The sequence below is a fragment of the Acinetobacter sp. BMW17 genome (assembly GCF_001592855.1).
Classification (GTDB): domain Bacteria; phylum Pseudomonadota; class Gammaproteobacteria; order Pseudomonadales; family Moraxellaceae; genus Acinetobacter; species Acinetobacter johnsonii.
This window is the reverse complement of the sequence record NZ_LSOD01000008.1, coordinates 138,553-161,261: the sequence shown is the minus strand read 5'-3', so window position 1 is coordinate 161,261 and position 22,709 is coordinate 138,553. Positions and strand designations below refer to the sequence as shown.

Here is a 22,709-nt window from a genome sequence, read left to right as displayed (position 1 = left end):
AAATTTTCCTATTTTCAAGATTAAGCATCTCATTTGGCTTATTTTATTGTCTCATTTTCCTACCTATGATGATGTTCAGGCTCAAGGCAGCAACCTTCTTACTGATTGCCTTGAGACTCGACTGATAATCACAACGAGGACAGAAAAATGGCGAAACCTTATATTCGCTTAGACAAAGATAATGCAGCGGTTCTTTTGGTTGACCACCAAGCGGGTCTCCTTTCATTGGTCCGTGACATTGACCCAGACAAATTTAAAAACAATGTGCTGGCACTGGCTGCTGCCGCGAAATATTTTAATCTTCCAACCATTCTGACCACCAGTTTTGAAGAGGGTCCAAACGGTCCTTTGGTCCCTGAATTGGTCGAAATGTTCCCCGATGCACCTTATATTGCACGCCCCGGGCAAATCAATGCATGGGACAATGAAGACTTTGTTCAAGCCGTGAAAGCCACAGGTAAAAAACAATTGATTATTGCGGGTGTGGTAACTGAAGTCTGCGTGACCTTCCCTGCACTGTCAGCACTGGAAGAAGAGTTTGACGTCTTTGTGATTACCGATGCATCGGGAACCTTTAACCCCATCACCCGTGATGCAGCATGGGATCGCATGTCTCAGGCAGGCGCACAGCTGATGTCATGGTTTGGTGCAGCTTGCGAATTACACCGCGACTGGCGTAATGATATTGAAGGCCTCGGTTCACTCTTTGCAGCGCATATTCCAGACTATAAAAACCTGATTCAAAGCTATAGCAAAAATACAGCGCAGAAATAATCAGACCTCAGTAAAAGCGATCTTCGGATCGCTTTTTTGTCTTGTGCAATCATCAGCGATGATACAGTATCAGATCATCCATCACAGACTGCCTTCGGTCACAAATCAATACAGGCTTGAACCCATCATGCATTCATTTGACGACTATTATTATTTTTATCTTGTGGTCAAGCACGGCGGTTTCAGTGCTGCAAGCGATGCCTCAAATATCACCAAGTCTAAGCTTAGTCGCCGCATTTTAGACCTTGAAGCCAAATACAACGTGACCCTAATTCAGCGTTCAACACGACATTTTAAAGTCACCCCCTTGGGACAAGAGCTGTTTGAAGAATGTCGTCAAATCATTCAGCAAGTCGAAAGTGCACACAATGTTTTACTGAAACAGAAAAGCGAACCGCAAGGTTTAATCAAGATCAGCTGCCCTTCTGTGATGATGCGCTATCAAGTGCGAGACTTACTCAATCATTTTTTAAAACAATATCCCAAAGTCCAAGTGGAAATGGAGCTGACCAGCCGTCGTGTCGATGTCTTGCATGATGACATTGATCTTGCCATTCGGACCAGTTTTAGTGCCAATGAAGACTCGAGCATTGTGGTCCGTGATGTGGTCAAAACCACGCATTGTTTGGTGGCCAGTCCTGATCTGCTACAGGGCCGTGAAATTCAATTTGCCACCGAGCTGAATGATTTTCCAACACTCGCACTGGGAGTACAAAAGTCTGATTATCAATGGTTATTGCATCATACCCAGAGTGATGAACAGATCGTGATTCCTTTAGAACCACGGGTCAAAAGTAATGATGTCGCAGGCGTGTATTACTCGGCTCTAGATGGACTCGGCATTGCCAACCTGCCTTACTTAACGGTAGAGGCAGATATTGCTTCAGGTCGCCTCGTTCACATTTTGCCCGACTGGTGTTCCAATATTGGAACCGTACAGTTGGTCTATGCTTCACGTAAAGGACAACGTTTGGTCATGGAAAAACTGATTGAGCATTTGATTCAGGGTTTAAGAGACTTTGCCAGCACCAGCAAAGGTTACCATCTCTAGAACCGAAAAGAACCCGCATAAAAAAATCAGCCACTTGGGCTGATTTTGTACAGGCATCATGCTCATCACTCAGCACAATGCAACCATCGAGGTCAGCTTAGATTTTACCAACCAAGTCGATTGATGGCGCAAGGGTTGCTTCGCCTTCTTTCCATTTTGCAGGACATACTTCGCCTGGGTGTGCATGCACATATTGTGCTGCTTTCACTTTGCGTAATAGTTCAGATGCATCACGACCAATACCGCCAGCATTAATTTCAATAATTTGGATTTTACCTTCAGGATCAATCACAAAAGTACCACGGTCTGCTAGACCTTCTGTTTCAATCAGCACGTCAAAGTTTTTAGACAAAGTCCTGGTTGGATCACCAATCAATGGATACTGAATTTTACCAATCACATCTGACGTGTCGTGCCATGCTTTATGGGTAAAGTGGGTATCGGTCGATACGCCGTAAATTTCTACACCGAGTTTTTGAAATTCAGCATAGTGATCGGCTAAGTCGCCCAATTCTGTTGGACACACAAAGGTGAAATCAGCAGGATAGAAAAATACGACCGACCATGTGCCTTTCAAGTTTTGCTCAGATAACTCAATGAATTCGCCATTTTGGTAAGCTGTTGCATTAAATGCCTTAACTTCAGTATTGATTAAACTCATGTATTTGTCCTCAAAAGATTTGTGAGAGTGCTTAAGTGATGAAGCAAGAATACGCACAAACCAAAAATTGGTAAAACAGTATGTTTTTATTATTTTTATCGGATTTTTAGATTTATTATTTCCCGATACTGTTGCCCGATTTTCACCATTTTTGGTCTAAATGAAAACCTTTCGATTTTTCAAATGAGTGCAATACAGTCAAATCTAGAGTCAAGCAGTGGAAAATCTATGATTTGGGAAGCCATTTCAGAGCTTTGATGTTCAATAAAAAAGTGAATTTAAGCCGTTTCGGTCTGCCCCACCTGATGATAAGCACGATTAAAATAAACCAAACTTTGCTCATGCTGGCTTTGTTGAATCGCGACAATACGGCACATAAAAACCGTATGTGTTCCCACTTCTTGAATGTCATCAATTTCACAGTCAAAATTGACTAAAGCATCCTTTAAAACAGGCGCGCCCGTTTCTAGCTCTGTCCAAACACCATGTTTAAAACGCTCTTCAGACGTCATTTTAGATGCAAAGACATTCGAAATATGCTGATGTTGTGCACCTAACACATTCACCGATAAAATTTTATTGTCGACAAAATGTGCATGTGAACGCGATGCTTTATTCATGCAGACCAATAATGTCGGTGGTGTATCCGTCACACTGCATACGGCAGATGCTGTGAATCCATGACGATCAGCCATGCCTGCCGTAGTTACGACACTCACTGCACTGGTTAACAAAGACATTGCATCTCTAAAGTCTGTTGCTTCAATCATCATTTTATTCCTCAGTAACGGATACATGCTTGTACTCGGATAAAAGCTACCCATTTTATCAAACGGGTAGCCCTTTCACATCACGCGCTTGCTGCGTATGAAGCCGAAAGTTCTTGTCGAATAATTTCTGCACCTGCGCTTAACGCATTCAGCTTACCACGTGCCACTTCACGTGCTAAAGGTGCCATACCACAGTTGGTCGATGGATAAAGCTTATCTGCATCGACAAACTGAAGCGCCTTACGTAGTGTATTCGCAACTTCTTCTGGTGTTTCAACGGTGTTGGTTGCAACATCAATCGCACCGACCATCACTTTTTTACCGCGAATCAGTTCAATCAGATCCATTGGTACACGCGAGTTTTGACATTCAAGTGAGATGATATCAACTTTAGATTGTTGCAGTTTAGGGAATGCTTCTTCGTATTGACGCCACTCTGAACCCAAGGTCTTTTTCCAATCGGTATTGGCTTTAATGCCGTAGCCATAGCAAATATGAACCGCAGTTTCACATTTCAGACCTTCAAGTGCTCGTTCAAGCGTTGCAACACCCCAGTCATTCACTTCATCAAAGAACACATTAAATGCAGGTTCATCGAACTGGATAATATCCACACCCGCAGCTTCTAACTCACGTGCTTCTTGATTCAGGATCTTAGCAAATTCCCAAGCCAGTTTTTCACGGCTTTTATAGTGACCATCATACAGCGTATCAATCATGGTCATCGGACCTGGTAACGCCCACTTGATCGGCTGTGTAGTTTGACTACGTAAAAACTTAGCATCTTCAACAAATACCGGCTTTTGACGGCTTACTGCACCTACCACTGAAGGTACACTCGCATCATAACGATTACGGATACGAACCGTTTCGCGTTTCTCAAAATCAACGCCATCCAGATGTTCAATAAACGTCGTCACAAAATGTTGGCGGGTTTGTTCGCCATCACTAACGATATCAATGCCTGCATGGAGTTGTTCTTGCAATGACAAACGTAAGGCATCTTGTTTCGCTTCGAGTAATGCCTCACCCTCTAGTTTCCAAGGTGACCAAAGTTTCTCAGGCTCAGCAAGCCAAGAAGGTTTCGGTAAGCTGCCCGCAGTTGATGTTGGTAATAAAATGGCCATTTTAAATCTCTATTTCAGTTAAATTAAGCAGCGTTGCTGTCTACGGTATAATTCGCAGCCCATTGCTCAAGGATGTTTTGATAAGGCTTAATAAAGTTCTCTTCCGTCCATTTACCTTGCTTGACCGCGAGCTGACCACGTTCAACACGGTCATAGACGATTCGCGTTAATGAGTAATCTGGGTATTCTAGACTCGCTTGATAGACTTGCGCCGCTGATGAATTTGCATTGTAAATTTCAGGGCGATAAATCTTTTGGAATGTTTCCATGGTGCTAATCGCACTGATCAATTCAAAATCGGTATAATCACGTAGTAAATCACCCGCAAAATAGAATGCTAAAGGTGCAGCGCTCCCTTTCGGCATAAAGAAGCGAACCTGTAAGCCCATTTTATGGAAATACTCATCGGTACGTGAATATGCATCTTGCTTATACTCAACCCCTAAAATCGGATGCTCATTGGTCGTGCGGTGATAGGTCTTCGCTGTTGAAACACTTAAGCAAATCACAGGTTGTTGATTAAATTCTGCTTTAAAAGTCTCTGAGTTCACAAGGTATTGATAAAGTTTGCCATGTAAATCACCAAAGCCTTCAGGTGCGTACGAAGTCGAGTTCTCTTTATTATGTTCTTTCAGTACCACGCTAAAATCGTAATCACGTACATAAGATGAGAAGCTATTGCCAATCATGCCTTCAATACGTTGATGGGTGTGATGATCTATAATTGTGCTTTTCAGCATTTCAATAATTGGGAAAGTTTGACCATTCCCTTCAATGTCTAAATTTGCAGAAATAATATCGATTTCAAGCGAATAACGATCACCATTCGGGTTATCTGTTTGTGCTAAGGCATTGAAACGATTATTAATCATACGAAGTGTATTACGTAGATTCTGCTCACGGTTTTCACCACGCGCCAAGTTAGCAAAGTTCGTCGTTAGACGTGTGTTATCTGCTGGTTGATAGTTTTCATCAAAACGAATGCGTTTAATTGAACATGCAAACTCTGTACTCATGGCGATCTGTTACCCTATATTTCTGCGATAAAACTGAATTTCTTTCATGCTCTTTCTAGAGGGTCCAATTTTCTTCTTGGATCTTTCTAGCAAATCGTCTTTCCAGCCTTTTCAGTTTTTTCTGAACATCAGGCTAAGAAGCAACGATGAATATGATCTATCGTTAAGAGCGTGGTTTAATTTATACCTGAATGACCACATGAATAAAAATGATTTAATCTCACACAAAAGTGAACTAAATTCATGTTTAGAAATTCTGTCGCTTTAACAATGAATTGTGCGTGGATAATTTTTTGTGGATGTACGAAAGGAAAGAATGAAAACATCAAGCCCTCGTACGTGAGCTGTGAAAAGTCATGATATTGCTAAATCGACGTCATCAACACGCTACCTCTCTTTTTTAATTATCTATTTACATCAGCAACTTAAATTCATGAGTTGATTATTAAAAGATTGGATAAAACGGGCAATTCAATGGTTTTGTCCGTGGGAAAATGATAAGCGAAAGCTTGGTTTTGAGTTCTTGTATTGATTAACTTTGGCTTCGCTTTCTGACCTTCACTCTTCCTCACAGAATCAGAAAATTTAGTCTCTGTCCTCTCATCAATCAGAATTAAAAAACAAACATTCGGTCTTAATCTCAAGAACAGCTCACCTATATCAAGTAAAACTAAAGAATCATCTCATGCATTTTTTGCATAACTGAATTAAAAATTGCATTGTCGTTTTTTTTTAAAAAAAGTAACACTTGCCACAGCTAAATCCCCCAATCGACGATTTAGCACTCAATATCTAAAGCAATGCCTCTATAAATTGATCAACATGGAATGTCATCAATGCCTTGCTACATCAGGCCAAAAGTTGATGAAAAGAAGATTAAAGAAGGAACGATAAGTATGAAGCAGAAGAAATTACTGAAATATATTCTGATTGCCATGATCTCCGGAATACTGATTGGTTGGGCTTTTCATAGCACTTTAACAACTGCACAAACCACAGAACTTGCCGCCTATTTTAAAATTGTGACCGATGTATTCTTAAGATTAATTAAAATGATTATTGCACCCTTAGTGTTTGCAACAATCGTTTCTGGTCTGCTCTCGATGGGAAAATCTTCTTCTTTGGGATCAATTACCTTAAAAGCCATGAGTTGGTTCATTGGTGCATCATTTATTTCACTTTTACTGGGCATGGGCTTAGCCAATTTATTCCAGCCCGGCGCTGGAATGAATCTCACCGTTCCTCAAACAGCGGTTGATATCGGTGTCAGTGCGACAAGTCTGAGCTTAGAAAGCTTCATTACGCATATTTTCCCGCGTAGTTTTGCTGAAGCCATGGCCAATAATGAGATATTACAAATTTTGGTTTTCTCAATTTTCTTTGGCTCCGCACTGGCCTATGTTCAACATCAAAGTGAAGTGACCGTCATTGGCAAAATAATTGATGAACTCTGCAAGGTCATGTTCCGAATTACAGATTATGTCATGGCATTTGCCCCTATTGCCGTTTTTGCTGCCATTGCTTCCGCGATTACTATCCAAGGCCCTAAACTGATTATCGATTATAGTATTTTTATTGGACAGTTCTATGTGGGATTACTGGTGCTTTGGACTCTCCTGATTGCATTCGGCTATATCTTCTTGAAAAAAGACATTTTTAGATTGATGCGAATTGTGCGTGAACCCACCATGTTGGCATTTGCCACCGCAAGTAGTGAATCGGCTTATCCAAAAACCATGGAAGCTTTGGATAAATTCGGTGTGCCTAAACGTATTACCAGTTTCGTTCTCCCTTTAGGTTATTCTTTCAACCTCGACGGATCGATGATGTATATGGCATTTGCCGTGTTGTTTATTGCACAAGCCTACAACATTGATTTAAGTTTTTCTCAGCAAGCGCTCATACTCTTTACCCTCATGATTACGAGTAAAGGAATTGCAGGTGTTTCACGGGCATCCATTGTGGTGATTGCCTCAACACTGGCTATGTTCAAGCTTCCTGAAGCCGGTATTCTATTAATTTTAGCGATTGATCAGTTTTTAGATATGGGCCGTACGGCAACCAATGTGATTGGAAATAGTATTGCAACTGCCGTAATTGCACGTACTGAAGGCAATAAAGATGAACTTACGGAGCAAGAAGGTATTATGGTGGACAACCTTCCTCCCGTAAACCAATTGGCCGATAACAGTTAGAATTATTTATAGAGAAAATAAAATGGTGATTTTTAAATAGTAAGTAAAGCCCTTTATTTACTATTCATAAAATCACCCTATTTATGATTAAAATATGTCTGACAACGATTAACCAAAATAATTCATAAAATCCAATTATTTATTTTTCTGAATTAAAATATTCCAAATATAATTAATTCGATTTGAAAATGACATTTCTCGTTTAACCAGATAGACATCTTGAAATAAATAGTACTGCTTACCGTCCAGTACTTTTAATTTATTTTCTTGGATTTCTCTTTCAACCAATAATTTAGGCAACCATGCCACACCCAAACCTTGCAACACCAACTCTTTTAAATCGCCTGCATTATCCGTCTCATATAAAGTTCTATAATCCAACTTATTTTCAATTGCTTCATCCACACAGTTTCTTAAATATGCTTGTTTACTATAAGACAACAAAGGGAAAGACTGATTGAGTGAATATTTGGCAGTCCCGTCATGATCTAAGGCCGTCACAGGGAGTATTTCCATTTCAACAATTTTATGAAATTCGAACAAAGAACGATCGAATTGTTCTAATGTTTTTTGATCGCAATAACTGATTAAAAAATCACACGAGCCATCTTTTAATAAGCGCATCCCCTGTTTGAAATTTGAGGCAATAATTTCCAATTTTAAGTCCGTCATATCCATCGATAACTCATGAATAAAGCGGGGGAAAAACTGTGTAATGAGCGAGTGTGACACTGCAAACTTGACGGTTAACTCATCATGTTTCACATTCTTTTCTAAATATTTTATTGTTGTAGTGAGTTGATTTTGTATGTTTTTTGCCGAAGCCAGTAAAACTTGTCCTGCTTCTGTGAAATCAATATTTTTACTGTATCTTTTCAAAATTTGGAAACCCAATGAGTTTTCAATATTCTGAATTCTGCGCGTAAAGGCAGACTGCGTGACATGTCGTAGAGCTGCTGCTTGAGATATCGATTTTTCTTGCTCTAATGCAAGTAAATCTTCAATCCATCGAATTTCTAAAGTCATAACTCATTCTTCACTCATCCTTTGATCAATTATAATCTATTATGCAAAAAATGCATGTAGTAATATATTTTTACATTAGAAAAAAAACCGTGTGCACTTTAATATCGATTTATTCGAGATTAGAGTCTATTTAAATGAACATTAAGATTAACACACGCGTTGAAAAGGATTTATTAGGACATAAAGAAATTCCTGCTCATTGCTATTATGGTGTACAAACTTTAAGAGCTTTAGAGAACTTTAATTTAAGTCCAAATAAACTCAATCAATTCCCTGTTTTTATTAATGCCCTTGCAATGGTTAAAGCTGCATGCGCAGAAGCCAATTTTAAACTCAATAAACTTGAAGAAAATAAATACAATGCTATTCAGTATGCATGTGAACAAGTTATTAATTATAAATATCATGACCAATTTCCAATTGATATGATTCAAGGTGGTGCGGGAACATCCACCAATATGAATATCAATGAAGTACTGGCTAATATTGGCTTAGAACATTTAGAGCATTTAAAAGGCGAATATCAATATTTACATCCAAATAATGATATTAATATGTCTCAGTCAACCAATGATGTCTATCCAACAGCCATTAAAGTGGGTTTAATTTTTGCAATTGAGCAATTGAACAGTCCGTTTCAAAATTTAATTCAAAGTTTTAAGAACAAGTCCGATGAGTTTTCGCATATCTTAAAAATGGGTCGTACCCAATTGCAAGATGCCGTTCCAATGACCTTAGGTCAAGAATTTGGCGCATTTGCAAATACCTTACAAAATGATTTAAACAAGCTCAATGACATCATGCCGTCTGCTCTAAGTGTTGTAAATTTGGGCGGAACAGCAATTGGAACAGGCATCAATACCGAAGTTAAGTATCGTGAATATGCCATTGCAGCGTTGTCTGAAATTACCCAAAAGCAGATCAGCAGTTCACCTGATTTAATCGAAGCAACCTCAGATATGGGGGATTTCGTTTTATTATCGAGCTTCTTAAAACGTACCGCGACTAAACTCTCAAAAATTGCCAATGACCTGCGCTTGCTGTCTAGTGGCCCTCGTACTGGTCTGAATGAAATCCATTTGGAACCGCGTCAACCAGGCAGCTCAATTATGCCTGGCAAAGTGAACCCTGTTATTCCAGAAGCAATGAATTTAGTGTGTTTTCAAGTGATTGCAAATGATTTGGCCATTACTTTGGCGGCCGAAGCAGGTCAGTTACAGCTCAATGCGATGGAGCCGTTAATTGCTTTTAAACTGTTCGAATCGATCGATTTGTTAAGTAAAGCTATGCAAATGTTCCAACATAAATGTATTGAAAACATCCGTGCCAATGCTGAACACTGTCAGGCAAATGTAGATAATTCAATCGGCATTATTACTGCACTCAACCCATATTTGGGTTATGAAACAACGACTCGTATTGCAAAACAAGCGAATGAAACTGGTCAAAGTGTATTGGCTTTAATTAAAGCTGAAAACCTATTGTCTGATCAAATTTTGGCTGATGTGCTATCGATCAAAAATATGGTTCATCCTCAGCAATCTTTATCATAATTTATTAGCATTTCGTCTTTTTAAAAAGGGATCTCATCAGAGGTCCTTTTTTATAGAAAAGAAAAGTATGCTATGTGACTCGTACTAGCTGAACATTTTGATGCCATAAAGTTCTTTTTTAATACAAAGTTTTCCGAGTCATAAAAAAAGAACTTGATATAAATCAAGTTCTTTTTCACTTCATACAATATTTAGTTATTGTATAGTCTAAAACGGAAGATCATCATCCATATCTGCTGGTGCTGCCGCAGGCGCTGACTGAGGAGCCGCCTTGGGTGCAAAACCGCTTGGGTTATTGTTCGCATAACCACTTTGTTGATTGTTGCTATTACCTGCTGCAGGATTGGCGCCATAACCGCCTTGGTTGTTGTTATTGTTATAACCACCACCTTGGTTATTGTTGAAACGTGGTTGTGCATAACCATCATTTCCGCCTTGCATTTGCTCACCTTGCTGACGGTTGTTGTCGAGCATCTGCATTTGCTCACCACGAATTTCTGTAGTGTAGCGTTCTTGACCATTTTGATCTGTCCACTGACGAGTACGCAGTGAACCTTCAATATAAACTTTCGAACCTTTACGTAGGTATTGTTGCGCAATTTCACCTAGACGGTTGTGTAACACAATACGGTGCCATTCGGTTTGCTCTTTACGCTCACCTGTGCTTTTGTCTGTCCAAGAGTCGCTCGTGGCAATTGAAAACTGGGTCAACGAACCACCGTTTGGAAAAGTTTTCGTCTCTGGATCTCGGCCTAATGTGCCCACTAAAATAACTTTATTTACACCGCGCATCTGATGTTTACTTCCTATCTATTTCTATTATTTACTTTATAAGAGTTATGCTTAAATGGCTACCTCTTTCCCCAACAACTGCGTTAAATCTTGTCGCGTAGCATCATCTATTTGCTGCTTATCGACTTTTACATACGCTACTTGCTGATCAGACATCACCACGACCTCTTCAATACCACGAATCGCTAAAAGCTGTGAAGTCCATTCGTCCGTTTGTTTATGTTCAGGTAAACGCAATACCATCGAAGACAAATAACGCGGTTGTGCCAAGCCAAAACTAATCAATAACCAAACAATCGCCAGTCCAGTCAGGATGCTCCAACCCAAAGCAGTATTGTTTAACAGCAACAACTGACCACCTGTGACACCACCAAAGAATGCGCCTAAAAACTGGCTGCTGGCATTTACGCCCATCGCAGTCGCTTTGGACTGAATCGGTGCAGCTTTCGATAACCATGACGGCAGCAACGCTTCCATAACGTTAAAAGCAATAAAGAATAAGCCCAAACCTGTCAGCAAGATATACTTCGACTCAAAGCCAAAAATTAGGATGCCTAAGCCTAAAATAATGCCGCCAATGGCCGTTAAAAAGATGCCTCGCATTTTGCGATATTTTTCAGCCAACACAATACTTGGAAAGGCAAAAAATAGGCTAATCACCAACAGTGGCAAATACACCCAGCCATGCGAATTTAGTGGAATTTTTGCAAAATCGATGAGCTGTGAGGGAACATAAATAAACATTGCCGTCAGCAATAAATGTAAGCTAAACACTGACACATGCAGACGGTTCAGATCCCCCATTTTTAAGACTTGTTTGAGCTGAGCCAAATAACCTTGCTGATAATTACGATGATGGCGGGTGACTTTGGGCACCAAAAATAACATCGAAATGGCCGCCAAACCCATGATGGTGGTCACCCAAAATAATCCTGAAATTCCTACTAAACCGGTAAGCCACGGCCCCAAACTAAAAGCCACAGCAAAAGAAACCCCGATACTCATGCCCATGGTTGCCATGGCTTTCATACGGTTTTCTTCACGGGTCACATCCGCCAGTAGTGCCATCACCACGGCAGACACTGCTCCACCACCCGCAATGGCACGACCAATAATCACCCCATAAATGGTGTCTGACATCGCTGCAATTGCACCACCCAAAGCAAACAGAAGCAGCCCAAAAACCACCAAAGGCTTACGGCTATAACGGTCGGCAATTAAGCTGAAAGGAATCTGTAAAATGGCCTGTGTTAAGCCATAAATCCCCACAGCCAAACCGAGCAACGCAGGCGTTGCATATTCATAGGTCTGCCCTGCCACAGAAAATACAGGGATGATCATGAACAAACCCAACATGCGTAAGGCAAAAATACTGCTTAAGGCAAAAGTTGAACGACGTTCTAAAGCATTCATCATAAACAAGGACAGACTGTATTGAATTAATCTTGGATCAAGATTATAGGCTATTCAATCTGACTAGCGGCATGAATTTTATGTTTAATAAAAGCCTTCCTGATCTGAAAAACAAAAAGCGCAGCCTGAGCTGCGCTTTTCCACGGTTTAAAGCAATCTGCTTTAAGCGGCTTGATGTTTTTTGTATTGAATAGAAGCAATAACAGCCCAAACAATAAAGGCCACACCAATTAAACCCGTGACAACTTCTGGTACATGTAGACCTGTGCCACTTGCCAGCATAATGAATGCTAAAGCACCAATTGCGTAGTGTGCACCATGCTCAAGGAAGACATAGGCATCCAAAGTCCCTTTTTCTACCAAGTAAATCGTCATCGAACGCACGAAAATCGCACCAATCGCGAGACCCAGCATAATAATCACAACATCGGAAGTAATCGCAAATGCACCAATTACGCCATCAAAACTGAACGATGCATCAAGTACTTCTAGGTATAAGAAACCACCAATACCTGCTTTGACCACACCTGTAGTTGCACCATTGGCATCATGCGTAACTGCATTGCCGTCTTCATCAACTTCAGGTTCACCACCCAACAAATGACTCAAGACTTGTACGCCAATATAAACCACGATGCCCCAGATTCCCGCCATGGTCACCACCAGACGTTTAGCTTCGTCGACATTGGCCGCCATCACCAAAAGTGCAATCAGTGCAAGGAAGACTGACATTGCAGGAACATTGGCTAAGTTGGTCAAACGGCGTTCTAACCAGCGGAACCAGTGCGTGTCTTTCTCTTCATCTAAGAAGAAGTTTAAGAACACAAGTAACAAGAATGCTCCACCAAATGCAGCAATTTCAGGGTGGTGATCCATCAGACGTTGTGAGTAGGTTTTTGGATCATTCAAAGCCAGTTGTACGACTTCAACAAAGCCCATATCTGCAGTTACCGCTACAATTGCGACAGGGAAGATTAAACGCATACCAAATACAGCGACTAAAATACCCACAGTCAGGAACAAGGTTTTCCAGAAATGATCCCAACCACGTAACACAGATGCATTGACCACGGCATTATCAAAAGATAACGAGACCTCCATCACCGCTAAAATTGCAGTAATGGTCAAAGCAGTAAACATGGTCTTTAAGCCCGCTTCTGGTCCATGGGTAAAACCCCAGTACGCAGACAACGCAAGACACACGATCGTAAAAATGATAGAGAAACCAAAATGTTTCATCATGACAGATCGACCTATAAAAAAATTTGGAGATGAACGAAAACTTAAAAAACAGGTTGAGTTTTATGGCCGCAATTATGACGCTTTTTGCGCCTGAAACCAAAACATCTTCGTTAATTTTTACTTATCTCACCGATGTACGGAGATGGATTGTTGTTCCGCGTAAACTGTTGTTATAGTCTTGCCCATATTTTGGCTTCCCTCAGGATCTAATCATGGCTTTTTCTCAAGACGTTTGGCAACGTAATGTCGACTTATATCAAAAAACACTGGCCTTACCTTTTAACCAAGAATTGGCTTCAGGCACACTTAATAAAGAAGCATTTTGTCATTATGTGATTCAAGATGCGCACTACTTGGTGGCTTATGGTCGTGCTTTAGCGGTGTGTGGTGCCAAAGCGTATGAGGCTGACGACATTATTCAGTTTAGCCAAGGGGCTAAAGAAGCGATTGTGGTGGAACGCAGTTTACATGATGGCTTTATGAAAAATTTTGATATTTCAAAACAACAGTTTGAAGAAACCCCGCTGACTTTAGCATGTCACCATTACACTTCATTTCTAACGGCAACAGCATGGTCTGAAAGCTACCCTGTGGTGTTAGCTGCACTCTTACCTTGTTTTTGGATTTATGCTGAAGTCGGTAAAGACATTGTGGGTAACTCTATCGCCAACAACCCATACCAAGCGTGGATTGATACTTACGCAGGTGAAGAATTCAACCAAGCAGTACGTAATGTAATTGCAACCATCGATAAAGTGGCTGCACGCTGCGATGCAGACACTATTGAGAAAATGCATAAAGCCTACCGTAAAGGGGCTGAACTGGAATGGTTGTTCTGGGACAGCGCTTATAAACAGCAACAGTGGCTCGGTTTAGACCACGCTTAAAAGCGAAAATGATCCAAAAAGCCCTGAACCCTTCAGGGCTTTTTATTGACCGATATCGTATTTTTTCAGAAGGCGCGATTGCTATTTTAAGCATTTAAAACTAAACTCTAATAATGATAATAATTATCATTTTCATAATTAGCTTTCGAGGGCCGTTCTCATGCATCCTGATACTCTAGGTACTGAAGCCATTCGTGCATTTTTTACCGTACAATGTTGCTGGCTGAATAACGAAGAAATTTACCTTGAAAAAGGCTGTTTACACTGCGGTTCTGCCGCGACCTATCTCATTTATTATACCAATCCACATATTCAAAAATTGATGTTGGCGTTTATTAAAAAATATCATTGCGTTTTAAGTCGAGAACAAGACTTACTCGACCTGCCAGACTTTGAAGATGACTACAACGCCTTCTTACAAACTCTTGAGCATGAAGTCAATTTCTATGCCCGTCTCCATCATGACATTATCCGTCCCTTTGCTTTTGAGACGGTCGATTCAATCTTTGAACGTCGTTATGCGCTAGCATGCTAAATGCCGTAACCATAACAATACTCTATCCCTGAAGGCGTATGGCAAACCAAAAATAGCACAGCCATGATTCAACTTTTGCACTACGCCGAATGGGAGATTCACTCTTTTTTACACAATGCGTAAACATCTTTCTATCTTCAGTCGCAGCCAGTATCGATAGCTTGAGACTTGTTTCAACACTGAAATCTAGCTACAGTCTAGCAGCATCACTTTTCTTTTGGCCGACATGATTTGTCGCTATAAAATCATGTTTAACACTTGAATAAAGCATAAGTCGTTATCATATACCTCCTTCATCTGCACAATTTCGAGATAGTTTTATGAGCCAAAGTCATATCCGTATTCGAGGCGCACGTACCCATAACTTAAAAAATGTGAACCTTGATATTCCCCGCGATAAATTCGTGGTGATCACGGGACTTTCTGGTTCAGGTAAGTCATCGCTTGCATTTGATACACTGTACGCCGAAGGCCAACGTCGTTATGTCGAATCACTCTCGGCCTATGCGCGCCAGTTCCTATCACAAATGGAAAAACCTGAAGTTGACTCAATTGAAGGTTTAAGCCCTGCCATTGCGATTGAACAGAAGTCAACCAGCCATAACCCACGTTCTACGGTGGGTACCATTACCGAAATTTATGACTATTTACGTCTACTCTACGCACGTGTCGGCACACCATTTTGCCCAGAGCATGATTTGCCGATGGTGGCACAGACCGTATCGGAAATGGTCGATGCCGTAAAAGGATTGGATGAAGGAACAGCGCTGATGCTGCTTGCACCTGTGGTGCGTGAGCGTAAAGGCGAATATTCCAACCTGTTTGAACAGCTACAAAGTCAAGGTTTTGTCCGAGCGCGCGTCGATGGTGAAATTGTAGATCTCGACCCAATTCCAGAACTCGATAAAAAGAAAAAACACACCATTGAAGTGGTGGTGGATCGTTTTAAAGTCCGTGATGACCTCGGCAACCGCATTGCAGAATCTTTTGAAACTGCTCTACGTCTCGGAAGTGATATTGCGATTCTCTCGTGGATGAACGGTGAACACCCTGATCGGGTCTTTTCGGCTAAACACTCATGTCCAGAATGTGACCGTGCCGTTGCAGAACTTGAGCCGCGTTTGTTTTCATTTAACAATCCCTTTGGTGCCTGCCCAACCTGTGATGGTTTAGGGACCCGTAGCCATTTTAGTGCTGAAAAACTCATTCCAAGCCCTGAGGTTTCGATTAGCCAAGGGGCGATTCGTGGTTGGGACAGACAACGCCCGTACTACTACAGCATGATTGAAAAAGTGGCTTCGCATTTCGGCTTTTCTTTGGATACGCCTTGGAATGAACTGGATGCCGACACCAAAAAGAAATTTCTCTACGGCACAGGCAAAGAAAAAGTTGATTTAAGTTATATCGATGAGCGTGGTCGTAAACATAATCGTGTACAACCTTTTGAAGGAATTTTGCCACATTTAGAACGTCGCTATCGTGAAACTGAGAGTAACTATGTTCGTGATGATTTAGCACAGTACCTGTCTAATGCGGCATGTGATGCCTGCGGCGGATCACGTCTAAATGAAATTTCACGTCATGTTCGAGTGAAAGACAAAACCATTGCCCAAATTACCAAAATGTCGATTGGTGATGCAGAAAGTTATTATCAAGATTTAAATCTTGATGGTGCAAAAGGTGAAATTGCCGATAAAATCTTTAAAGAAATTCGTGAGCGCCTGCACTTTCTAGTCTCTGTGGGTCTGAACTATTTAAGTCTATCTCGCTCAGCAGAAACACTATCTGGTGGTGAAGCGCAACGTATTCGTTTGGCTTCGCAAATCGGCGCAGGTTTGATGGGCGTAATGTATGTCCTTGATGAACCATCGATTGGTCTGCATCAACGTGATAATGATCGCCTATTGGAAACCTTAGTTCGTTTACGTGATTTGGGTAATACCGTTTTGGTCGTTGAGCATGATGAAGATGCGATTCGTGCAGCAGATCATATTATCGATATTGGTCCTGGTGCTGGTATTCATGGTGGTCATGTGATTGCTGAAGGGACTTATGATGAAATCCTTGCGAATAGTGAATCTCTCACGGGTCAATATTTATCGGGCAAACTGAAAATTGAAGTACCGAAAAAACGTACTGAACTGCCAAAGCCTGAAGAACAAATTAAATTGATGGGTGCTGCGGGTCATAACCTACAAAATGTGGATTTAACCATTCCTTTGGGTGTGATGACCTGTGTGACTGGTGTATCTGGTTCAGGTAAATCAACGCTGATTAACCGTACTTTATTGCCTTTAGCAGCGACACAGCTGAATGGTGCAACGACATTAACGGCTGAGAAATTTGACTCGATTGATGGTCTGCAATTCCTTGATAAAGTTGTTGATATTGACCAAAGCCCAATTGGTCGTACACCTCGCTCTAACCCTGCAACGTATACAGGTTTATTTACTCCTATTCGTGAATTATTTGCGCAAACACCTGAAGCCAAAGCACGTGGTTATGCTGCGGGACGTTTCTCTTTTAACGTGAAAGGTGGTCGTTGTGAAGCCTGTGAAGGTGACGGCATGATCAAAGTGGCAATGCACTTTTTACCTGATATGTATGTGCCTTGTGATAACTGTCATGGTGAACGTTATAACCGTGAAACTTTAGAAGTGGGTTATAAGGGTAAGAACATTTCCGATGTGCTGAATATGACCGTTGAAGATGCCATGCATTTCTTTGATGCGATTCCAGTGATTCATCGTCGTTTGGAAACATTGAATCAAGTGGGTTTAGGCTATATTCGTTTAGGTCAGTCTGCAACGACTCTATCAGGTGGTGAAGCGCAACGCGTGAAATTGGCACGTGAACTTGCGAAACGTGATACAGGCAAAACACTGTACATTTTGGATGAACCAACTACTGGTCTACATTTCCATGACATTGCTAAACTGTTAGATATCCTTCATGAGCTACGCAATAAGGGCAATACTATTGTGGTGATTGAGCATAATTTGGATGTGATTAAAACTGCTGACTGGGTGATTGATTTGGGCCCTGAAGGTGGTGCAGGTGGCGGGATGATTATTGCGGAAGGTACGCCTGAACAGATCGTAAAATCTAAAGTTTCACATACTGCGAAGTTTTTGAAGCCGTTGTTGAAGTAATTCTGGGATTCTCCCACTTTAAGAGGGGGGGGATTTCCTCCTTCCACATAACAGGCGACATGAATGTCGCCTGTTTGACTATGCTCAAGGGACTGAACATTAGTTAAACAAGTCGGTTTTGTCACTTTTGCCCAGTAAAAATGAGATAACGCTACACAATGGCAATTATGCCAGCAATCCAGTACGAAGATGCTCTAAAACAATAGTCATTAATACCAATCGTTCAACTTATTATTCAAAAGCTCGAATCTGCTCAGCAAGCAAAGCCAACTCTTCATCATTTGCCCGCTGAAAATCATGTGAAGAAATATAACCTTCGTATTGGTCAAAATACTTATCGACATTCGAGTTCACAGCTTTCCAGTTTTCATGCATTTGCTTGGTTCCATGCATAGGGAACAATTTTGCATGTATATGATCGACGCCAAAACCTTCAAATACCATTGCAGTCCGCCCAACGTCTTCAAAGAATCCATCTAACTTTTTCGCAATTTTCTTGGTGTAAAGTATCAATCCGGTGAGAACATCATCATCCAAATCAAAAGCATAACTTATGTAATGTTTTTTGGGGATTACAACAGCTGCACCTAACGTATTCGGAAAAATTGTTAAAAAAGCCATGTAGTCGTTATTGCTATCAATAATATGGCAAGGTATTTCATTTCGTGTCATCTGACAAAAAATACAGTCTGTTCTCATTTGCCCCTCATCTATTCTTTTGTACTGTTATTTAAATTTATTCATTTAGGGCTAATTATTTCAAATATAATATGATTCATTCACTTCACCGACTGAATAAGCCACAACCTTATTTTTCCCCTGCTCTTTGGCTTGAAACAAAGCACGATCGGCTTTTTCTAACAACGCCATCCAACTGGTCGCGCCAATCGCAACCCCAATACTAATACTAACTTTCAAATCAGGGCAACGTACGCTATCGACCGACTTCGCTTCATAAATCTCACAGCGAATCTTTTCCGCAATTTTTAAAGCGCGCTCCATTCCAACATTTTCAATCAGTACTATAAATTCATCGCCACCGTAACGTACCAACAAGTCAGATGTCCGAATATTTTCTTTTAATTTTTCAGCCACAAACTGAATCACCTGATCCCCCATCAGGTGCCCATACACATCGTTGACCTGTTTAAAATGATCAATGTCGATCACCATTAAACAAGTCTCCGAAAACTGAGTCGGCTGATTTTCCAAAAGTTTAATGTATTCATTCAACGCATAACGGTTTGCAACCCCGGTTAATGAATCCAAATGCGCAATATTCTTGAGTCGAAACTCCAACGCATCTCGCTGCTGAAGCGTCTGTTTTAACTGCTGAATTGCTGTAAATAAAGAATACACATTAGCGGGTTGATCTTTGGTGTCCATCGAGTTGGGGCGAATACTCGAATAGGATAAATCAAACAGAATTTCACGTGCTTGAATGAGTGGGCCAAACACTCTTTTGCGTGCATAGATCATAGTAAACAGCGCCGCAAAAATTGAAATCAGTGAAATACTCACCGTCATCAGCAGAACATTTTGCGCTTTACGCTTTTCGATTGTGGCTTTTTCAACGCTATATTTGAGTAAATACTTTTGTAACTCCACCACAGTTGAAAACTTATCAACGATTGCTTCAGTTAACTGCGTCCCCGTCAAATAGTATGGTCGATGGTAGATACTTTCATTCATCAAGCGCTCAACGATCAGTAGCCCTTTAACTAAAAATTCGTTATAAACCGCTTGATGCAACTCTCTGAATTCTTGAGTTTTATCACGCTCGGGCTGTAAAGTATCAATGAGCTCCCACAGGTACATGACTTGCTTACGGGTTTGTAAAGAACGCGCTAAATTGGTTTCAGGAATTGGTTGTTTAAAAGCTACATGCGCCATCACGTTGGATGCAGCACGACCAGCCTGATCACGTAAGTCCGCTAATAATAAAATTTGGGTATAAAAGTTTGAAATCGCGGTGTCTTTGCCTCCCGAAACTGCAATCACATCTTTTAGGACATCGTGACTATGCTCCCAAGCATTGAACATTTCTAAAATGGCCTGATCCATTTTTTCTGCATTGCGTTGTTCACGTGGCAGAGCTGCATAGGCATCCACCTGATGTCTGCCTTGTTTTAAGGCTTCATCTAAACGGTCAAATAAACTTAAATCTAAATTGGAAAGGTTGGAATGCTTTAAAGTCGCTAAAGTCTTTTGTATCTGTTCATCCACTGTAAGCCGATACAGTTTTAACTCAAGCACATGTTTGGCAAAGTCTTGCTGATTACTCGACATGACTTTATTGGCTGGTGCGCGCTCTCGTGAAATTTTATTGGCCAAGTCTGCAACAGCTTGCAGTGCTTGTATTTCAATTAAAGCTTGATTGGCTTTAATGTAATCATTATAACTTTTAACCATCAATGGAATAGAAAGACTGCACAATGACAAAATGATAATGCTCATTGCAATATACAGCTTTTGACTCAAATACTCAGAGCGTATTTCTCGCATACTTCAACCACGCCCCCATTCCAAAATAAAAGAAAACCAAATTAACTGTTTATTATACGAACAGTATATCGTGTATTTAAGTGATTAATTCTTTGTTTTGCATCATTTTAAGATTTCATCAGCCCCAAATGATCACGGCTAAACTTTCACTCACCTATGAAAGCTAAGTAAATCAATCCTTAATAATATTCATGTTTAGGGTGAATTTCATTCAATATTTTTAATTCCCATTTTTTAAAGTGCCTATATTTACACATGCGACATTTAGGTGCATAATGCACGGTATTGGGGCGAATTAGAGTATATCCTCAGCAGATATTCTAATTTTCTCACAAGTTTTGACGAAAAAAACCAACCTCTTTTAGAAGTTGGTTTTTTTTTGCCCGAATAAAAGTTTTTAATGAAAAAATATAGACTCACAATTGCACCATTATGGCGCATTAAACTCCAATAGATTTTTATTCAGAAAAAAGAAGATCTCGAAAATTTAAATAAAAAAAAGCCCAACCTTGGGGAAAGTTGGGCAGATAAACAAAAACTGTTTGTGGAGAATTAGCTTCTCAGAAAACAACAATATTGTTAAATGATTCGCTAAAGTCATTATGAAATAAATCCGTTCACTTGTAAAGCCAACTAAAGCACTATGGATTAACACAACGCTATAATTATCGTGAAAATTATCACAAATACTCAGAGGATATGTACATTATGCAAGCTAAAAACGAGCTTTTTGCGCTAATTTTAGGCGTTTTTTAGATTTAGGACACAAAAACGCCTATATTTGAGGTGCCTTATTTAACTTTTTTACCGTTTATATCTATACATTCAATCTAATTTACCAATTAGAAATCAAGTTCATTACAATTCATTTTCCTGCATCGTCTGTTTTCTAAATAGGTATACCCTATTGTTCTGCTGTAAGTTTTTTTTGGTTGACATGGATACACTCAATTGAGCACTTTTTAACCCCTAACACAGCTAGAATAACTACTCAATAATATAATACCATTAGAGCTCATTGACTTAATAAATTGTTACAATAGAATAGCCTTAGTTTAATCCAATGTTAACAATCTGGTAAATATCATGAAAAAACTCGGTTTAGCCACTGCTTTATTATTAGCCATGACCGGTGCTCAAGCATACCAATTCGAAGTACAAGGTCAGTCAGAGTATGTAGATACAACTGAAAACGACAAAAACTTCACTGGTGCTGTACAAGGTACTTACTATTTCAAAAACGTTGATTCATCTAAAGGTCCTTTAGCTGAAGCTGCTTTCTTAAACCAAGCATCAAATGTATCTTTAGCTTACCAATATGGTCAGTATGATGCTCCTGTAGATGAAGGTCGTTCTGACATCGAATCTCATGTTTACGGTGCTAAAGCTGAAGCTTATGTACCAACTAAATTCGTTCCTGCTTATGCAAGCGCGTCTTACAGCCACACTCACACTGATGGCAAAAATTCAGTAACTCGTGATGATAATGGCGACCGTTATGCATTAGAACTTGGTGCTGTAGTAGCTCCTAACTTCTTGGTTGCTGTAGGTTATACTAGCGTTGCTGACCAAACTGCTCTTGATGCGTTCGGTATCATGAACAATGGTGTAGTTAAAACTTTTGGCGAAGCAGCGACTATTGCTGACGACCAAGATGCGATTACTGCACGTACTAAATACGTAGGTAACATCGACGGTACAAACATGGCGCTTGGCTTAGAAGCTGGTCTTGTTTATGGTGAAGACACTGCTTACCAATTAAAAACTGACCTTTACTTAACACCTGCGTTAAGTGTTGGTGCTTCTTATGCAGAGTCTAGCTTTGATGACTTACCAAACAAAGCTTGGGGCGCGAACGTAAACTACTTCATCACTCCAGCGATTGCTGTAGGTGCTAGCTATGTAAATGCTAATGCTGAAAGTGCAAATCTTGATACACAATCTGTTGGCGTAAACGCTAAATTCCGCTTCTAATTCAATTTAGAAACTGAATAGAAAAAAGGACGCTTT

The 22,709-nt window shown here is 40.4% G+C and carries 18 protein-coding genes; 8 read left to right on the top strand and 10 right to left on the bottom strand.

All coding sequences use genetic code 11. The features are described 5' to 3' along the window. Positions 1 to 147: 147 nt before the first annotated feature. Entirely contained in the window at positions 148 to 774 is a 627-nt protein-coding gene (gene ycaC, locus AXW61_RS02480) for an isochorismate family cysteine hydrolase YcaC (protein WP_062032058.1), read from the top strand. Positions 775 to 901: 127 nt separating this feature from the next. Then, entirely contained in the window at positions 902 to 1,825 is a 924-nt protein-coding gene (locus AXW61_RS02475) for a LysR substrate-binding domain-containing protein (protein WP_062032055.1), read from the top strand. Positions 1,826 to 1,922: 97 nt separating this feature from the next. Here AXW61_RS02475 and ahpC read toward each other — a convergent pair whose 3' ends face one another. From ahpC to AXW61_RS02455, 4 genes are all read right to left on the bottom strand, one after another. Next, positions 1,923 to 2,486: an alkyl hydroperoxide reductase subunit C gene (ahpC, locus tag AXW61_RS02470; protein ID WP_062032053.1), complete on the bottom strand. Its 564-nt coding sequence runs from the start codon at positions 2,484 to 2,486 to the stop codon at positions 1,923 to 1,925. A gap of 278 nt (positions 2,487 to 2,764) precedes the next feature. Further along, complete coding sequence (locus AXW61_RS02465; protein ID WP_017396908.1) at positions 2,765 to 3,256, bottom strand: flavin reductase; 492 nt, start codon at positions 3,254 to 3,256, stop codon at positions 2,765 to 2,767. 80 nt (positions 3,257 to 3,336) lie between these two features. Then, on the bottom strand, positions 3,337 to 4,383 hold the full coding sequence (locus tag AXW61_RS02460; protein WP_062032050.1) for a methionine synthase: 1,047 nt from the start codon (positions 4,381 to 4,383) through the stop codon (positions 3,337 to 3,339). A gap of 23 nt (positions 4,384 to 4,406) precedes the next feature. After that, positions 4,407 to 5,399 (bottom strand): DUF1852 domain-containing protein, encoded by a 993-nt coding sequence (locus AXW61_RS02455; RefSeq protein WP_062032047.1) that lies wholly within the window; start codon positions 5,397 to 5,399, stop codon positions 4,407 to 4,409. 896 nt (positions 5,400 to 6,295) lie between these two features. On the opposite strand from AXW61_RS02455, the gene AXW61_RS02450 reads away from it, so the two are divergent. After that, a complete protein-coding gene (locus AXW61_RS02450) occupies positions 6,296 to 7,594 on the top strand; it encodes a dicarboxylate/amino acid:cation symporter (protein ID WP_062032044.1) in 1,299 nt (432 codons plus the stop codon). 135 nt (positions 7,595 to 7,729) lie between these two features. On the opposite strand, the gene AXW61_RS02445 is transcribed toward AXW61_RS02450, so the two are convergent. Then, complete coding sequence (locus tag AXW61_RS02445) at positions 7,730 to 8,620, bottom strand: LysR substrate-binding domain-containing protein (protein WP_062032041.1); 891 nt, start codon at positions 8,618 to 8,620, stop codon at positions 7,730 to 7,732. A 134-nt stretch (positions 8,621 to 8,754) separates the two neighbouring features. Between AXW61_RS02445 and AXW61_RS02440 the strand changes: the two genes are divergently transcribed. Next, positions 8,755 to 10,173, top strand: a complete 1,419-nt coding sequence (locus AXW61_RS02440; RefSeq protein WP_062032039.1) for an aspartate ammonia-lyase — start codon at positions 8,755 to 8,757, stop codon at positions 10,171 to 10,173. 207 nt (positions 10,174 to 10,380) lie between these two features. Here AXW61_RS02440 and ssb read toward each other — a convergent pair whose 3' ends face one another. From ssb to AXW61_RS02425, 3 genes are all read right to left on the bottom strand, one after another. Continuing rightward, positions 10,381 to 10,965 carry a single-stranded DNA-binding protein gene (gene ssb, locus AXW61_RS02435; protein ID WP_058951561.1) on the bottom strand — a complete coding sequence of 195 codons (585 nt, stop codon included), beginning with the start codon at positions 10,963 to 10,965 and terminating at the stop codon, positions 10,381 to 10,383. Between the two features lie 51 nt (positions 10,966 to 11,016). After that, complete coding sequence (locus AXW61_RS02430) at positions 11,017 to 12,381, bottom strand: MFS transporter (RefSeq protein ID WP_004978200.1); 1,365 nt, start codon at positions 12,379 to 12,381, stop codon at positions 11,017 to 11,019. Positions 12,382 to 12,540: 159 nt separating this feature from the next. Next, positions 12,541 to 13,620 carry a DUF475 domain-containing protein gene (locus AXW61_RS02425; RefSeq protein ID WP_058870674.1) on the bottom strand — a complete coding sequence of 360 codons (1,080 nt, stop codon included), beginning with the start codon at positions 13,618 to 13,620 and terminating at the stop codon, positions 12,541 to 12,543. A 212-nt stretch (positions 13,621 to 13,832) separates the two neighbouring features. On the opposite strand from AXW61_RS02425, the gene tenA reads away from it, so the two are divergent. From tenA to uvrA, 3 genes are all read left to right on the top strand, one after another. After that, the gene (tenA, locus tag AXW61_RS02415) at positions 13,833 to 14,507 is read left to right on the top strand and encodes a thiaminase II (RefSeq protein WP_004691671.1); all 675 of its coding nucleotides are present in this window, start codon (positions 13,833 to 13,835) and stop codon (positions 14,505 to 14,507) included. A gap of 160 nt (positions 14,508 to 14,667) precedes the next feature. Continuing rightward, entirely contained in the window at positions 14,668 to 15,042 is a 375-nt protein-coding gene (locus AXW61_RS02410; RefSeq protein WP_062032036.1) for a hypothetical protein, read from the top strand. A 320-nt stretch (positions 15,043 to 15,362) separates the two neighbouring features. After that, a complete protein-coding gene (gene uvrA, locus AXW61_RS02405) occupies positions 15,363 to 18,194 on the top strand; it encodes an excinuclease ABC subunit UvrA (protein WP_062032033.1) in 2,832 nt (943 codons plus the stop codon). Between the two features lie 231 nt (positions 18,195 to 18,425). Here uvrA and AXW61_RS02400 read toward each other — a convergent pair whose 3' ends face one another. After that, on the bottom strand, positions 18,426 to 18,893 hold the full coding sequence (locus AXW61_RS02400; protein WP_062032031.1) for an HIT domain-containing protein: 468 nt from the start codon (positions 18,891 to 18,893) through the stop codon (positions 18,426 to 18,428). 60 nt (positions 18,894 to 18,953) lie between these two features. Further along, positions 18,954 to 20,699 carry a GGDEF domain-containing protein gene (locus AXW61_RS02395; protein WP_062032028.1) on the bottom strand — a complete coding sequence of 582 codons (1,746 nt, stop codon included), beginning with the start codon at positions 20,697 to 20,699 and terminating at the stop codon, positions 18,954 to 18,956. Positions 20,700 to 21,785: 1,086 nt separating this feature from the next. On the opposite strand from AXW61_RS02395, the gene omp33-36 reads away from it, so the two are divergent. After that, positions 21,786 to 22,673, top strand: coding sequence for a porin Omp33-36 (omp33-36, locus tag AXW61_RS02390; RefSeq protein WP_062032024.1), 888 nt, complete (start codon positions 21,786 to 21,788; stop codon positions 22,671 to 22,673). Positions 22,674 to 22,709 lie beyond the last annotated feature (36 nt).

Excerpts from the sequence above, each read along its gene's own strand:
- ycaC (WP_062032058.1), top strand. The coding sequence starts at position 148 with ATGGCGAAACCTTATATTCGCTTAGACAAAGATAATGCAGCGGTTCTT.
- AXW61_RS02475 (WP_062032055.1), top strand. The coding sequence starts at position 902 with ATGCATTCATTTGACGACTATTATTATTTTTATCTTGTGGTCAAGCAC.
- ahpC (WP_062032053.1), bottom strand. The coding sequence starts at position 2,486 with ATGAGTTTAATCAATACTGAAGTTAAGGCATTTAATGCAACAGCTTAC.
- AXW61_RS02465 (WP_017396908.1), bottom strand. The coding sequence starts at position 3,256 with ATGATTGAAGCAACAGACTTTAGAGATGCAATGTCTTTGTTAACCAGT.
- AXW61_RS02460 (WP_062032050.1), bottom strand. The coding sequence starts at position 4,383 with ATGGCCATTTTATTACCAACATCAACTGCGGGCAGCTTACCGAAACCT.
- AXW61_RS02455 (WP_062032047.1), bottom strand. The coding sequence starts at position 5,399 with ATGAGTACAGAGTTTGCATGTTCAATTAAACGCATTCGTTTTGATGAA.
- AXW61_RS02450 (WP_062032044.1), top strand. The coding sequence starts at position 6,296 with ATGAAGCAGAAGAAATTACTGAAATATATTCTGATTGCCATGATCTCC.
- AXW61_RS02445 (WP_062032041.1), bottom strand. The coding sequence starts at position 8,620 with ATGACTTTAGAAATTCGATGGATTGAAGATTTACTTGCATTAGAGCAA.
- AXW61_RS02440 (WP_062032039.1), top strand. The coding sequence starts at position 8,755 with ATGAACATTAAGATTAACACACGCGTTGAAAAGGATTTATTAGGACAT.
- ssb (WP_058951561.1), bottom strand. The coding sequence starts at position 10,965 with ATGCGCGGTGTAAATAAAGTTATTTTAGTGGGCACATTAGGCCGAGAT.
- AXW61_RS02430 (WP_004978200.1), bottom strand. The coding sequence starts at position 12,381 with ATGATGAATGCTTTAGAACGTCGTTCAACTTTTGCCTTAAGCAGTATT.
- AXW61_RS02425 (WP_058870674.1), bottom strand. The coding sequence starts at position 13,620 with ATGATGAAACATTTTGGTTTCTCTATCATTTTTACGATCGTGTGTCTT.
- tenA (WP_004691671.1), top strand. The coding sequence starts at position 13,833 with ATGGCTTTTTCTCAAGACGTTTGGCAACGTAATGTCGACTTATATCAA.
- AXW61_RS02410 (WP_062032036.1), top strand. The coding sequence starts at position 14,668 with ATGCATCCTGATACTCTAGGTACTGAAGCCATTCGTGCATTTTTTACC.
- uvrA (WP_062032033.1), top strand. The coding sequence starts at position 15,363 with ATGAGCCAAAGTCATATCCGTATTCGAGGCGCACGTACCCATAACTTA.
- AXW61_RS02400 (WP_062032031.1), bottom strand. The coding sequence starts at position 18,893 with ATGAGAACAGACTGTATTTTTTGTCAGATGACACGAAATGAAATACCT.
- AXW61_RS02395 (WP_062032028.1), bottom strand. The coding sequence starts at position 20,699 with ATGCGAGAAATACGCTCTGAGTATTTGAGTCAAAAGCTGTATATTGCA.
- omp33-36 (WP_062032024.1), top strand. The coding sequence starts at position 21,786 with ATGAAAAAACTCGGTTTAGCCACTGCTTTATTATTAGCCATGACCGGT.